Source organism: Sorangium sp. So ce281, from assembly GCF_051527395.1.
GTDB classification, from domain to species: domain Bacteria; phylum Myxococcota_A; class Polyangia; order Polyangiales; family Polyangiaceae; genus Sorangium; species Sorangium cellulosum_B.
In genome coordinates, this window is record NZ_CP150322.1 from 11,504,502 (window position 1) to 11,519,008 (window position 14,507).

The window sequence follows — 14,507 nt, forward strand, 5'->3', positions numbered from 1 at the left end:
AGGGGAACCCGTGCTACCGTTCCGCCGAGTTCCGGGCGGCTACCTCCGAACGAGGAACCCCGGCAGGCTCGCGCCTGGGGGGGGCCAGCCGTTCGCGAGGACACGGGGACCGGTCGAGCAGATGGATGTCACCTGCGAGCGTTGCAGCACCGAGTACGAGTTCGACGACGCGCTCGTGTCGGAGCGCGGCACGACGGTCAAGTGCACGAACTGCGGCTTCCAGTTCAAGGTCCGCCGCACCGACGGCGCGCTCCCCGAGAAGTGGGTGGTGCGCACGCTCGGCGGCCGGGAGCTCGAGTTCAAGATGCTCCGGGAGCTCCAGGCGGCGATCGCCCAGGGCCAGATCACCCGCGACGACGTGATCTCGCGCGGCAACGCGAGGCCGCGGCGGCTCGGGTCGATCGCGGAGCTGGAGCCGTTCTTCAAGGGGCCGGGCAGCATCGTGATGGCCGGGACCGCGCTGGGCATCGGCGGGCCCTCGCCGTTCCCTGGCCGCTCGAGGTCGCTGACGCCTCCAGGGCTCGGCGGTCCGGCGCCGGCGCAGACCGAGGGCTCGGTCGCGATCCCGCTCCCGCGGGCGGAGAGCGACGCGGACATCGCCCCCGAGTCCATCCACGACGCAGAGACGGTCGTCCGGGATGTGCGGGAGGTCCAGTCGGGCAGGGAGCGCCCGTCGCCGCGCCGCGGGGCGCAGACAGCGGCCTACGATTCCGAGGCCAGCGCCCCCGCGCGGGCGATGACGAAGCCGGGCGCGCTGCCCGGGGTCGTGGTGCCGCCGGAAGAGGCGCCGCCGCTGCCGGACGGGCACCCCGCGCGCCGGCAGGAGCCGCGGACCCTCCGCGGCGCGGGGGTCGCCGAGGCGCGCCAGGGCACCGTCAAGCCTGGGCCCGCGGACGCCGGCGGCGAGGGGCAGGGGCGCGCCGCAGGCGTCGTTCCGCTGCGGATGCCGAACAGCGTCCCACCGCCGCGCATCGAGCGCGCCGCCGCGCCCGCCGACAGCCCGGGAGAAGAAGCCCCCGTGGCGAGGCGCGGGGCGCCGCGCGCGGCGAGCGAGGACCACGCGTCGCGGCGGGCAGCGACGTCGGGGGCGCCGACCGCACCCGCGGAGCCCGAGGGGCGTCCCTCGTATGTCGACGAGGGCGACGGCGACGCGGGGATCACGTCGCTGCCCTCGAGGAGGACGGGGATCGCGCGGTGGGTCGTCGGCCTCATCGTCGTCGGCCTCATGGTGGTGAGCGCGGCGACCCTCGGGCCGAAGTACCTCAAGCCGGCCGCGCAGGCCCGGCCGGCGGCGAGCGACGATCGCGTCTCGGCGCTGCTCGCCGAGGGCGAGAGGAGCCTGGTCGAAGGGGATCCGGAGACGGCGAGGGACAAGCTCGTCAAGGCGAGCGCGCTCGCCGAGGACGACCCGCGCGTCGCGGTGGCGCTGGCCCGGGTCGAGACGGTGAACGCGGACGTGCGGTGGCTGCGGCTGCAGCTGCTCGCCGCAGGGGACGCGGATCTGGACACGGCGCGGCACGAGCTCGACGTCGCGATCGCGCGCGCCCGCAAGGCGGTCGAGCACGCGCGGCGCGTCGCGCCGGCGAACGCCGAGGTGACCCGCGCGGCGATCGATCTGCTCCGCATGCAGGGCGATCTCGCCTCCGCGCGGAAGCTCGTCGGCGCGATCTCGGCCGAGAGCGCGCAGCCGGAGAGCGCGCTGACGCTGGCCGCGCTCGATCTCGCGGAGGCTCATCCGAGCTGGGCCGCCGTCGTCGAGCGGCTCCGGACGGGGGCGAGCATCGAGCAGAGCCCCGGGCGAGCGCGGGCGCTCCTCGTCTATGCGCTCGCGAGGTCCGGCGATCTCGCGGCCGCGCGCGCCGAGAACGAGCGCCTGCTGGCGACGAGCCGGCAGCACCCGCTCGCGCGCCCGCTCCGGGCCTTCATCGACCGGCTCGAGAAGGCGCAGAGCGAGCCAGGAAGCGTCGCCGAGCCGGCGTCGAGCGCGCGCGCGGAGAGCCCGCAGCCGGGCGCTCCTCCGCCGAGCCCACAGGCCGCGGCGAGCGCTCCTCCCGCGAGCCCGCCGGCCGCGCCGGCCGCGCCGGCGCGCGTTCGCCGCGCGCCGGAGCCGGACGACGGCCGCGTGCCCGACGATTACGTCGCCCCGGGCGGCACCATCGATACGAGCGATCTGCCCGGCGTGCATCCGCCGCCGACCGCCGCGCCCGGGGCGACGGCGCCGCCGATCGACACCTCGGATCTGCCTGGAATGAAGCATGACTAAGCGCCGAGCTCGAGGGGTGCGGTGGACCTGCGTCGGCGCCCTCGCCGTGGCGGCATCGATGGCAGGGTGCACCGGGAGGGAGCGGGCGGCGGCGCTGCCGGCGCGCGCCGCGGCGGGCCTCGACGAGCCGGCGGTCGTCGAGATCGATCTCTCGCGCGGGCTCCCCGAGAGCGCGTCCGCGTCGCTCTTCGGCCCGCCGAGCGGCAGGACCCACGCGCAGCTCGTGCAGTCGCTGCGAGCGCTGTCCGAGTCCGCGAGCGCGAAGGGGTTCCTCGTGCGGCTCGGGAGCGCGCGCCTCGCGTTCGCGCGGGCTCACGAGATCGGCCGGATCCTCGGCGATGTCCGCGCGGCGGGGCGACCTGTCGTGTGCCACGCGGACGAGTACAACAACGCGACCATGCTGCTGGCGTCCATCGCCTGCAGCAAGCTCTGGCTCAGCCCTGCCGGGCAGGTCGACACGGTGGGGATCGCGGCGCAGCTGGTGTTCGCGAAGGGGCTCCTCGACAAGCTCAACGTGGACGTCGACTTCCTCCAGGTGGGGAAGTTCAAGGGCGCGAGCGAGCCGTTCACCCGGGAAGGGGCGAGCCCCGAGGCGCGTCGATCGCTCGAGTCCGCGCTCGGCGGGGTCCGCGAGGCGTGGCTGTCGGCCATCGTGGAGGGGCGCGGCAAGGAGGAGCTCCGGGAGGCCCTCGAGGACGGCCCGTTCGCTCCTGAGGAGGCGAAGGCGAGGGCGCTCGTGGACGAGATCGGCGATCTCGAGTCCGCGACCGAGGACGCGAAGAAGCTCGCCGGCACCGAGCGCTCCGTGCCGCGGTTCGGCGGCGCTCCGCGTGATTCGAGCTTCTCCCGGAGCCTCGTGGACGTGTTCCGCTCGGTCTCCGGGGCGAGCTCGCTGGGGGCGCCGCATGTGGCGGTCGTCCCGGCGATCGGCGGCATCAGCATGAGCGCCAAGGGGATGCCCATCGGCTCGTCGGACGGGATCGGCGAGCGCGAGCTCGGGCAAACGATCACGCGCCTCACCGAGGATCAGAGCGCGAAGGCGGTCGTGCTCCGGATCGACTCGCCCGGCGGCTCGGCGCTGGCCTCGGATCTGCTCTGGCAGAAGCTGATGCGGCTGCGGCAGAAGAAGCCGCTGGTCGTCTCGATCGGCGGGATGGCCGCGAGCGGCGGCTACTACCTCGCCTGCGCTGGCACCAAGATCGTCGCCGAGCGGACGAGCATCATCGGCTCGATAGGCGTCGTGGGCGGCAAGTTCGCCGTCGGGAAGGCGCTTGCGGACATCGGGATCAACGCGGAGACGGTCGCGGCCAACCCGGATCCTCAGCGGGCAGCGCGCGCCGCGTACATGTCGGCGCTCACACCCTGGGACGAGCCCACACGCGCCCGTGTGCTCGCCTCCATGGAGGCGGTGTACGATCTGTTCCTGAAGCGCATCACGGCCGGACGGAACCTCCCGCTGGAGACGATCGCGCCGTCGGCGGAGGGACGGATCTTCGGCGGGGTCGAGGCCGCAGGGCGCTCGCTCGTCGATGAGCTCGGCGGCCTGGAGCGGGCGATCGCGATCGCGCGCGAGCTGGCGGCGCTGCCGGCGGACGCGCCGGTCGAGATCGAGCAGGACGACGGCGGGCTGCTGGAGCTCCTGGCGACGGGCGACGAAGCCAGCGAGGGCAGCGCTCGGGCCCCCGACCGCGCAGCGCTCAGGGAGCGCGCGCGGGAGGCGATGGCTTCCGTCCTCCTGCCGGAGTGGCTCGGCGTCGCGCCGGAGGTCGGGACCTTCGCCGCCTCCATGGCGCCTCTCCTGGCCGGAGAGAGGGCGCTCACGGTGTTACCGTTCGCGGTGACGCTCCGGTGAAGCGCGAGATTGCACCGGAAGATTGGCCTTGTACCTCGGTCGTTCTGGTAGGCTGAGCGGGTTCAGCATACCCGAAGCGGGTCGCCGAAATGAGCTCTTCACCTCCGGATCGGGCAGCATCAGCGTCGGGCGCGAGGAGGTCGCTGCATTCGCCGGAGCTGATGGAGCCTGCCGGGCCCGCCTCTGCGGGGCAGCTGGTCCTCGCAGGGGCCCGGGCGATCGCGCCGGTGTCGCGCCACCGCGGCCCGCGGGCTGAAGAGGCCTACTGGCGCGCGCGGGTGGACGAGCGCCGCGCCGCCGGCGACGCGCAAGGGGAGCGCGAGGCAGCCCTCGCCCTCGCGAGGATCCTCGCCGCGCGCGGCGTCGAGCTGGACCAGGCGGCGGCGCTGGCGCGCCGGGCGCTCTCGCTGGGCGACGACCCGGCGATGAGGAGCGAGCTCGCCGGCTGGCTGGCCGGGCTGGGCGAGCCAGCCCTGGCCGCCGCGGCGCTGCGCGGCCTTCGCGACGACGCGCAGCCGCCCGGCGCGACGGCGCGGATGCTGGTGAAGATCGCCGTGCTCCTCGCGCGCGCGAGCGACGTCGCGGGCGCGGTCGACACGCTCGAAGAGGCGAGCGCGCTCGCCCCGGACGACGCGATGGCGAGCGAGCTGCTCGGCACGATCGCGGCCTGGGCGTCGGACGAGGTGTTCCCCGCGGCCGCGGCGAAGGCGTACCTGGACGCGGCCAAGCGGCGCGAAGCCGCGCGGGAGCGGGAGGCGGCGTTCGAGGATCGCCTGCGCGCCTTCGAGATCGCGCCTCACGACGACATGGCCGCCAAGGCCATGGCGGCCGCGCTGTTCTTGCGCAGCCGGCAGGGCGCGGCCGACGAGGTGCTCCGGACGCACGCCGACGCGCTCGCGGCGCGGGCGCCTCGCGGCGAGGGCGAGGCCCCTGGCCCCTCCGCCTTGCGACGCGCGCTGGAGGTGCACGGCCACCGGCTCCAGGGCGCGACGAACGAGGGCGACTGGGCGCGCGCCGTCGGGTGCGTGCTCGACGCGGGCCTCGACGGGGCGATCGACGGCGACGCCGCCCGCGCGATCGACGAGGTGCTCGAGCAGGCGGGGCTCTACGAGCTCGTGGCCGCGCGGATCGAGCTCAGGGCGGAGCAGCGGGTCGGGGCGCCGAGGGCCGAGGCGTACGTGGCGCTCGCGCGGCTCCACGCTGGCCCGCTCGCGAGCCCCGATCGCGCCGTGGAGGCCTGGATCGAGGCCGCGGCGAGCGACTCCGGCAGCGCCGCCGCGCGCTCCGCGCTGCGCGACCACGCGGCGACGCTGCACGACATGGCGCCCCTCGTCGAGGCGCTCATCCGCATCGGCGAGGGCTCGGACGCGAGGGCGACGGAGGACGCGGCGGGGCGGATCGACGCGCTCTCGGAGCTCGCGCGGCTCGCGGAAGAGAAGATCGGCGACCCCGGCCTCGCGCGCTGGGCGCTCGAGGCGCTGAGAGACGCCGGCGGCGACCCGAAGGACGCCGAGGCAGGGCTCCAGCGGATCGCCGATCGGCTCAAGGGCCAGGACGAGGCGCTCTCCGCGGCGCAGCGCGCGCTCCGCGGCGCGGACACCGCCGAGGGGCGGATCGACGCGCTCCGCCGGCTCGTCGTGATCTACCGCGGCCGCCCGAAGGAGCGCGCGGCCTACGAGGAGGCGCTCGTGGGGCTCTCGCGGGCGCTGCCGGCCGACCGCGGCTGCCTGCTGGCGCTCGATCGGCTGAGCCGGCGGACCGGGGGAGGCGCCGCGCTCGACGCCCTGCTCCGCGCGCGGCTGGCCGAGGCGACGCGGGCGCCCTCGGAGGGCGAGGGTGCGCGCTCCGCGAGGTCCGAGGCGATCCGCGCGGCCTCGCTGACGCGGGTCGAGCTGGTGCGCGTAAGGCTCCTCCTGTCGGCGATCGCCCGGCGGCAAGGCCACGACGCCCGCGCCCTCGACGAGGTGTTGCCGCTGCTCGGCGAGGCCCCGGGGCACCGCGGCGCGGCGAGCGCCGCGCTCGTGCTGGCCACGCGGACCGGGCGCCTGCGGGAGCGCGCCGACGCGCTCGTGCAGCTCGCCGCGCCGGTCTGGCCGGCGCTGCGCGCGGTGCTGCTCTCGGTCGCCGCGGCGCTCTACCACCGGACGCAGCGGGCGCGCGAGGCGGCGCTCTCGCGCGAGGTCGCGCTGCTCGCCTGCGAGGCCGATCCGTCGTCCGCGCGCGCCGTGGCCACGCTCGCCTCGATCCTCACGGCGGATCTCGCCGCCGCCGCGGAGGCCGGCGAGGCGCCTCCGTTCGAGGTCGACCGGGCGGTGGCGGCCGCGATCGAGCGCTCCATCACCACGGTGTTCCCGCGCGGCGTGCTCTGCGACGGCCTCGCGAGGGCGCTGGAGGCGCTGGGCGAGCTGCCGCTCGCGCTCGCGTGGACCCAGCGCTGGCTCGCGCTGCGGCCAGGGTGCCCCCAGGCGACCGCGGAGCTCATCCGCCGCGCCGCGGCCGCCGGCGACGCGGCCCGGCTCTCGGACGCGCTCGCGTGGATCCTGGCGCAGCCCAAGCCGCTCGGCGAGATGGCGTCCGCGCTGGCGAGCGCGCTGCACGCCCTCTACGACCTCGATCCCGAGCGCGGCACGGCGCTCGCGAGGCGCTCGCTCGACGTCTTCGGCCCGCAGAACCCGCTCTTGCGCGAGCGGCTGCTGGAGCTCGCGCGCCGGGCGGGCGACCCTCACCTCGCGGTGACCGTGCTCGAGCGGTGGCTGGCCGTCGAGATCACGGCGGCGCACGCCCCCGAGCTGATGTTCATGCTCACCGATTGCCGGCTCGACGGCGGCGATCCGGACGGCGCGGCGCAGGAGCTCGCGCGCGCGGCCGCGGTGCAGGCGGATCCTCACGAGATCCTCGCGCGGGTCCAGCGCCTCGAGTCCTCGCTGCTCGACGCGAAGGGGCTCAGCTCCGACGGCGCCATCGCGCTGGTCGAGGCGAAGGCCCGGGCGTTCACCGCGCAGGGCGCCGGCGCGGCGGCGGAGGCCGCGGCCGCGTGGCGTGAGCTCGGCAGCCTGCGCTGGGACCTGGCGGAGGATCACCGGGGCGCCGAGGAGGCGTTCTTCCGCGCGAGCGAGCTCGCGCCGAGCGGCGGCACCGAGCGTTACGCGCGGGACATGTGCGAGTTCGCGGGCGTCGAGGCGGCGATCGAGGCGATCGTCGCGCGCGCCGCGGAGGCGCGGAGCGAGGGGGGAGCGCGGCCCGCCGCGGACGAGAACAGGTGGTCGGGCGACGTCGGGCCCGAGCGGCGCAGGCGCGCCAACCTGCTGATCGAGGCCGCCAACCTGGCGCACGAGCACGGCCTGCCCGAGCGCGCGCTCTCCGCGGCGGCGAGCGCGATCGAGCTCGATCCCCTCCGCGCGGACGCCGTCGCGCTGGTCGAGAAATCGGCGGACGCCGACGGCGGCATCGTCGTCCTCGACAAGACCTACCGGCTGCTCGCCGACGCTGCCCTGGGCTGCTATGGCCGCCGCGCCGCCCACTACCGCGCGGCGCGGCAGCTGGAGAGGCGCGGCGCGTTCGAGCTCGCGCTCGCGCACGCCGTGGCCAGCTTCGAGGCGGTCCCGACCGAGGGCACCTCGTACGTGCTGCTCGCTCGGCTCGCCGAGCACGTCGGCGAGCCGTCGGACGCCGTGCGCGCGCTCGAGCGGGTGGCGACGACGGCCGATCCGGCGTCGCGCAACGCGTGGTTGAAGCGCGCCGCGGCCCTCACCGGCCGCACGGAGGAGGGCCTCCGGCTGCGCCTCGACATCCTGCTCCGCGCGATGATCGTGCGCCCGGACGCGGCGCTCGTCGAGGACGTCGGCGCGGCCATCCGCGATCTCATCGCGTGCACGGGGCAGCCGGAGGTCGAGGCCATCCGCTTCGACCGCGCGGTCAAGGCGAGCATCGCGAAGCTCGACGGCCCCGAGGGGGCCCGCGCGGGGCTCGCGATGGCGCGCATCGCCGTCGCCGTCCTCGACGCGCCCGCGCTCGCGCTCGCCGCGATCGAGCGCGCGATGCTCGCCGACGGCGACGTCGACGAGTTCGAGACGCTCCTCGACATCGTCGGCGAGCTCGCGCGGCAGACCGAGCCGGCGTCGCACCTCGTCGCGGCGGTGTACGCCGCAGCGATGAGGCCGCACTCGAGCGTCGGTCCCGGCCTGCTCAGGTGGGCGAGCAAGCTCGCTGGCGCCCTGAACGTGCCGCCGGTCGCCGCGGCGCTGCTCGTGGAGGCCGCCCGGCGCGCGCCGGAGGACGACGCGCTCGCGTACGAGGCGGAGGCGGCCGTCGAGGGCAGCGGGGACGAGGCGCTGAAGCGCTCGCTGGACGACGCCTTGCCGGTCGCGCGGCGCCTCGAGGCGCTGCTGCACCTCGCCGACAAACACGAGCGCGAGGGCGAGCGCGCCGAGGCCACCGTCGCCCTGGAGCGGGCGCTCGCCGGCGGGCAGCTCGTGGGCGAGATCCGCGACGAGGTCGTCACCCGGCTGCGCCGGCTGTACGCGGCCGAACGTCGCAGCGCCGATCTCGAGACGCTCGTCCAGTCCGAGCTCGCGCGCATCGACCTGCCGGATGCCGTCCGCCTCGGGTTGACGCGCGAGCACGCCGGCATCCTCGCCGCCGGCGGCGATCTCCATGGCGCGGTGGAGCTCCTCCTGGAGGCCGCCCAGAGGACGCCGTTCGACAAGGCGCACATCGACGAGCTCATCCGGCTCGCGCGGAGCACCGACGATCGCCAGCGGCTCTTCGACGTGCTCACGCGCCTCCAGGGCATCCTGACCGGCGACGAGGAGCGGCTGCTCGTGCTCCGCGAGCTCGCGCCGCTGGCCCAGGAGATCGGCGATCGCGGCGCCGCGGTGGCGCTCTACGAGGCGATCGCCCGGCTGGATCTCACCGACATGCACGCCGTCGAGGTCCTCGAGCAGGACGCGAGCGACCGCGGCGATCACGCCGCGGTCGCCGCCCTCCTCGCGCGCCGCATCGAGGCGGCTCCGCTGCCGGACACGCGGCGCGCGCTGCGGCTCCGGCGCGCCGCGCTGCTCGAGCAGCGCCTCGGCCTCCTCGACGAGGCGTGCGCCGAGCTGGAGGCCCTGCTCGCGGCGTCGCCGGACGACGTGAGCGCGCTGAGGTTCCTCGCGGACATCCACGAGCGGCTCGGGACGCCGCTGCGCGCCGCCCCGCTCTGGTGCAGGCTGGGCGATCTCGCGACGACCACCGACGAGCGGGCCGAGTACAGCCTCCGCGCGTGCAGCAGCTACCTCGGCGGCGGGGACGTCGAGTCCGCGAAGGACGCGCTGGAGAGCGTCGCTCGCATCGCGCCGCGCGAGGCCGTGATCGAGCTCCGCGTCGAGATCGCCCGCCGCGAGGGGGACGGCCACGCGCTCGCCGCGGCGCTCGATCAGCTCGCCAGCGCGTCGCGCGACGCCCCCGAGCGGCGCGCGCAGCTGCTGGTCGAGGCGGCGCGCGCCACCTCGATGCTCGGGGACGACGCGACGGCGCTCGAGCGCGCTCGCCGCGCCGTGAAGCTCGCCCCGGAGTCGCCCGACGCCGTCCTCGAGGCGCGCCGCATCGAGTATCGCCTGCGCGGGACCGGGACGCCGCGCGACGCGCAGGCCGCGGTGGAGGAGCTCGGCCGCATCGCGCCGCGCCTGCGCCCGGCGCACGTCGACCTGCACGCGTTCCTGCTCGCCGAGACGCTCGACGTCATCCAGGGCCACGGCGCCGGCATGCGGGAGCTGACCCGGCGCCACGCCGAGGTCGGCCCGAGCACGCTGGTCGCGCTCGGCATGGCGGAGCGCCTGGCCCTGAAGCGGAACTTCTCTGCCGCCCTCCCGCTGTTCGATCGCGCGCTCGGCGGCGATCTCCAGGGGATGCGCGCGCGCGGTCGGGTCGCGCTCGCCGCCGCCGAGACCGCTCAGAACGCCGGCGATCTCGAGGCGGCCGCGCGCCTGCTCGAGGAGGCCGCGGCGGAGCCGGAGACGCGCACGCTGGCGCTGCGCCGCCAGCTGGAGCTCACGGCCGCGCGAGGTGAGCCCGAGGCCGCCCGGAAGGCGCTCGAGGAGCTCGCCGCGCAGAGCTCGGGGATCGATCGCGCCCGCGCGCTGATGCAGCTCGCGCGCCTGCACGCGCCGAGCGACCCGGATCGCGCGGCGAAGATCCTCTCGCAGGCCACGGTGCTCGCGGGCTCGGATCGCTCGCTGGGGCTGAAGATCGCCGAGCTGAACGCCGAGCTGGCCAGCGAGCGGGCGACCCTGCCTCCCGAGGACGTGCCCCAGGCTGCGGCGCTCCGGGCTGCCGCTGCGGAGCCGGCCCGGGCGGCACCAGAGGCGCCGCCCAGCGCTGCATCGGCGGCGAACGGCGCCGGGCCCGCGAGCAGCCGCGCGCCGTCGAGCGGGGTCGGCCCTGCGAGCAGCCGCGGGCCGTCGAGCGGCGCCGGGCCCGCGAGCAGCCGCGCGCCGTCGAGCGGGGTCGGGCCCGCGAGCAGCCGCGGGCCGTCGAGCGGCGCCGGGCCCGCGAGCAGCCGCGCGCCGTCGAGCGGCGGCGCGCCGGCCTCGAGCAACCCGCACATCGATCTCGTCGAGCTCAACGACCCGCTCGACGAGGGGTTGATCACCGACGACCCGTCGCAATCCACCTCTCCCGCGGTGACGGACGACGATCTGCTCGACGGGGCGGCGAGCTCCGCCGCCTCGCCGGCGTCGTCACCGAGCGCTGTGTCAGGTGCCGCGGAGAGCAACGCCGCGCGCGGCGGCGCCGCGTCGAGCCGCTCCGGCGCCGGCGCGCCGCAGCCCGGGCCCCCCGTCTCCGCCCCGGCGTCGATCCAGCCGCCCTCCTCCGCGACGCGGCTCGTGGCCGCGTGGTCGCCGTCCGCGGCCGAGAGCTTCGAGGAGGCAGCGCTCTTCCGCGAGCTCGCCGCGGGCTCGTACGACGCTGGCGAGCGGCTCATCAAGAGCTTCGCTCCGCGCGACGATCGCTCCCGGGAGGCGCTGGCGGTCCGACGGATGCAGGCCCACCTGCGCCTCGGCGATCGGGGCACCCTGGAGCGCCTCCAGGCGGCCGCGATCGCCGACAAGAACATGACCTACGCCCGCGCCATCGAGCACGTGCTGCGCGCCTTCGACGGTGACGAGCCGTCCGACCGGCCCGGCGAGGGCGTCGTCACGCCGCCGCCCCTCGCCACGCAGCGCGACGCGCCGGAGCTCGTGAGCGCGCTGCTCTTCCGCGATCTGGAGTCGCCGGTCAACGAGGCGCTCGCGATCGTCTGGGAGACGGGCCTCTACCGCCGCGACGCAGGCCAGTCCGGGCTCGTCCCCTCCGAGCGGATCCAGCCGACATCGCCGACCCTCCTCGGGGAAATCTACGGCGTCATGGCCGCTCACCTCGGCCTCTTGCGCACCGCGCTCTTCCACCAGCGCGCTCCCTTGCCTGCTCCGTCGCCGCCGGAGGCGCAGGTCGTCCGGGTCAACCCGCCGGCCGTGCTGCTGCGGGGCGAGGTCCGCGAGGACACCCCCGAGCTGCGTTACCTGCTCGGCGCTCAGCTCGCTGGCGCCATGCCCGACCATGTCCTGGTGAACACCAGCTCGGAGGATGAGCTCCGCACGCTGCTCTCCGCCATCGTCGCCGCGTTCGGGCCCCTGGAGGCCACCGCGCACAGCGCCCGCGGCAACCCGGCCGTGGTGCGGCTCGAGCAGAACCTCTGGCAGCTCATCCCCCCGCGCGCAGAGCGTCGCCTCCGCGAGATCTGCGACAGCGCCGACAAGATCACCTACGAGGGGGCCGTCAAGACGACCCGCACCGCGATGCGCCGCGCTGGCCTCTTCGCCGCGGGCAACGTCGCCACGGCCGTGCGCGCGACCCTCAAGGAGCGCGGCGTGGAGCTGGCGGTCCCGCTCTCCGACCCCGAAGGGCTCGCCGCGGCCTGCGCGTCGGTCCCCGAGATCGCCGATCTCGTACGCCTCGCGACGCGGATGGAGTACGCCGAAGCGCGATGGCAGCCTGGTACGGTGCCTTCACTCCGGCGGGTCGACACGGGAAGCTCGCGCTTCCGTGCAGGCACGTAGGCGCCGCGGCACCCGCTGCGTGGACGTTGGTGGCGTCATGTTCCTCGCAGACCTCGCGCCCCCGCAGCGCCGACCGGAGCCCGGTCGTATCCCGTCTCACCCGAGCTTTCCCGTGTGCATGTCCGTGCTTCGCCAGGCTGCGATGAGTGCGGGGTGGCCGCATCGGCGCATCCGTCTCGACGCGACAGCGCTGTCACAGCGCCGCCGCTGGTTGCGCGGCGCCCTGTCGAGCGGATGCACGCCGCACGCTGCCCGGAACGCCGTCTGTCGGTTGGCACGAACATCGCCTTCTCGTTCGGGTGTGATTTTTCCCTGCGCCTGCTCGGGTGCGGACCCGTTCGGGCTCCGCGCGTCGCTCTCATCAGCTCGGCGACCACCGGTCGCCGGCGTCTCCGCGGGGCCGCGGCGCTCTCCCGCCGCACCCCCACGGGGGCGGTCTCTGCTCCGCGCTGCGCGCGCTGCGTCCCTGGCGAGGAGGGCGTCGTGAGCGCGCGACACGTCGTGTGCGCCGCGCTGCTCGCCTGCGTACCGACCTTGGTGGCCTGCGGCATTCCCCTCGAAATGGCGGAGTCCGCCCCCATGAACGCCTGCGACGGGTCGGTCGAGTGCGGCCCGGGCGCGATCTGCGCCGATGTCAGCGGGCAACGCGCGTGCGTCTCGACGAGCGCGAACCTCGAGGGGCTCATCCTCGAGATCCGGCCGCGCGCCTCGCCCGAGCAGGGCGCGGAGGTCTCCCATCTCCTCGCCATCGATGCAGCGAGCGGCTTCCCTCCTCAGGACCCTGGCGGGCAGGTGCATTCCGTCGATCTCACGATCCCCATGCCCGCGCGCGTGAAGGCCACCGTGCGCCTCGGCGGCTCCTATTGCGAGGGCCGCTCCGGCGGGCTGCCTCCCCTGACCGGCGGGCAGTTCCCCGTGAAGGTCGAGTTCCGGCGCATCGCGCCGATCCTGGGCCTGCCCACCCAGAGCTACTCGACGCTCTCGGAGCCGGACGGCACCGACGGCCAGCGATTCCAGCTCTCGATCCCCGCTGGCGACTACCACATCTCGTTGATGCCGCAGGCGCGCGCCGACTGCCCCGACGACATCCCCCCGCCGATCTTCCTGCCGAACCAGGTGGTCCCCGAGCAGTGGACGCTCGGCATCAACGCCGAGGCGCCCGCCGTGCTCCAGGGCAGCTTGCAGGTGCCTGAGCGCGTGCACGTCGGCGGGTGGAAGCTCGATCTCGTCGACCCGGTGACCGGCAGCGTCCTCTCCCAGGTAGGCCTCCTCGAACAGGCCGAGCCCGACCCGCCGGCGACCGCGACGCAGGTCGGGTTCAGCGTGAAGTTCTACTGGACCGACAAGGACAGGAGCCCGCTCATCCGGCTGCGTCCGAGGGACGGCGTGCCGAGGCCCACGGTCTACTGGGAGCTCGCCGCGCTCGCGCTCCAGGGCTCCACGGGGAACCTGGACCTGTCGCTCCTCCAGCTCGACGCGGCGGCGCGCCGCGTGGAAGGTCAGATGCTCGACCTGAACGGCAACCCGGTGCTCTCCGCCGTCCGTATCCAGAGCGCCATCATCGACAGGGCGCCCACCGCCGCCTACAAGCTGGACACCGAGACGGACGCGAACGGCCTCTTCCGTGCCGATCTCCCGCCAGGCGAGTACGTCCTCTTCGCGCAGCCGATCAACGACACCACCAAGGCGGCCGTCAAGCAGCCGCTGAAGTTCGCCGCCGGCGACGACTGCTACTGCGGCCAGTCGGTCGTCATCCCCGACGCCGGCACCCTGCGCGGCCACGTCCAGGGGCCCCTGGGCGAGCTGATGGACGGCGCCAGCGTGTTCGCGGTCCCTGCCCGCGGCCAGGTCACGCCCTACATCGGCCAGGTGCTGACGCCGGGGCCGCTGCTGCCCCGGCAGGCGTCCGGGGTCCTCCGTGACGGCGCGTTCTCGATCGGCATCGATCCAGGGGAGTTCGACTTCTCGGTCCGCCCGACGCCCGGCTCCGCCTACCCGTGGCTCGTCAGGCCGCGCCTCACGGTCTCTGCGATGGACGCCGCGGTCACCGACCTCGAGCTCGCCATCTCGTTCCCGGCCGTGCTCCAGGGCGTCGTCCGCGACGCGTCGGGCGCCCGGCTCGGCGACGCCACGGTCGTGGCCTGGCTGCCGGTCCAGGGCGCGACCGCGCAGGAGACGAGGGGCATCCAGATCGGCGAGACCCGGTCGGCGGCCGATGGCTCCTATGTACTGCCGCTCCCTCCATCGATGTCCCGGTGAAGTCGGAGCGAAAAAGGGCGGTACCAGCTCAGCGCGGAGCGAGATAGGCTAACGC

At 75.5% G+C, this 14,507-nt stretch carries 4 protein-coding genes; all 4 read left to right on the top strand.

Going from position 1 to position 14,507, the window contains the following annotated elements; genetic code table 11:
- The first annotated feature begins 121 nt into the window (after positions 1–121).
- The gene (locus tag WMF27_RS44140) at positions 122–2,263 is read left to right on the top strand and encodes a zinc-ribbon domain-containing protein (protein WP_437762870.1); all 2,142 of its coding nucleotides are present in this window, start codon (positions 122–124) and stop codon (positions 2,261–2,263) included.
- Positions 2,256–4,115 (top strand): S49 family peptidase, encoded by a 1,860-nt coding sequence (locus tag WMF27_RS44145; RefSeq protein ID WP_437762869.1) that lies wholly within the window; start codon positions 2,256–2,258, stop codon positions 4,113–4,115. The genes WMF27_RS44140 and WMF27_RS44145 overlap by 8 nt, the downstream gene beginning before the upstream one ends.
- Positions 4,116–4,276: 161 nt before the next feature.
- Complete coding sequence (locus WMF27_RS44150) at positions 4,277–12,193, top strand: hypothetical protein (RefSeq protein ID WP_437762868.1); 7,917 nt, start codon at positions 4,277–4,279, stop codon at positions 12,191–12,193.
- A gap of 483 nt (positions 12,194–12,676) precedes the next feature.
- Complete coding sequence (locus WMF27_RS44155; RefSeq protein ID WP_437762867.1) at positions 12,677–14,452, top strand: carboxypeptidase-like regulatory domain-containing protein; 1,776 nt, start codon at positions 12,677–12,679, stop codon at positions 14,450–14,452.
- Positions 14,453–14,507 lie beyond the last annotated feature (55 nt).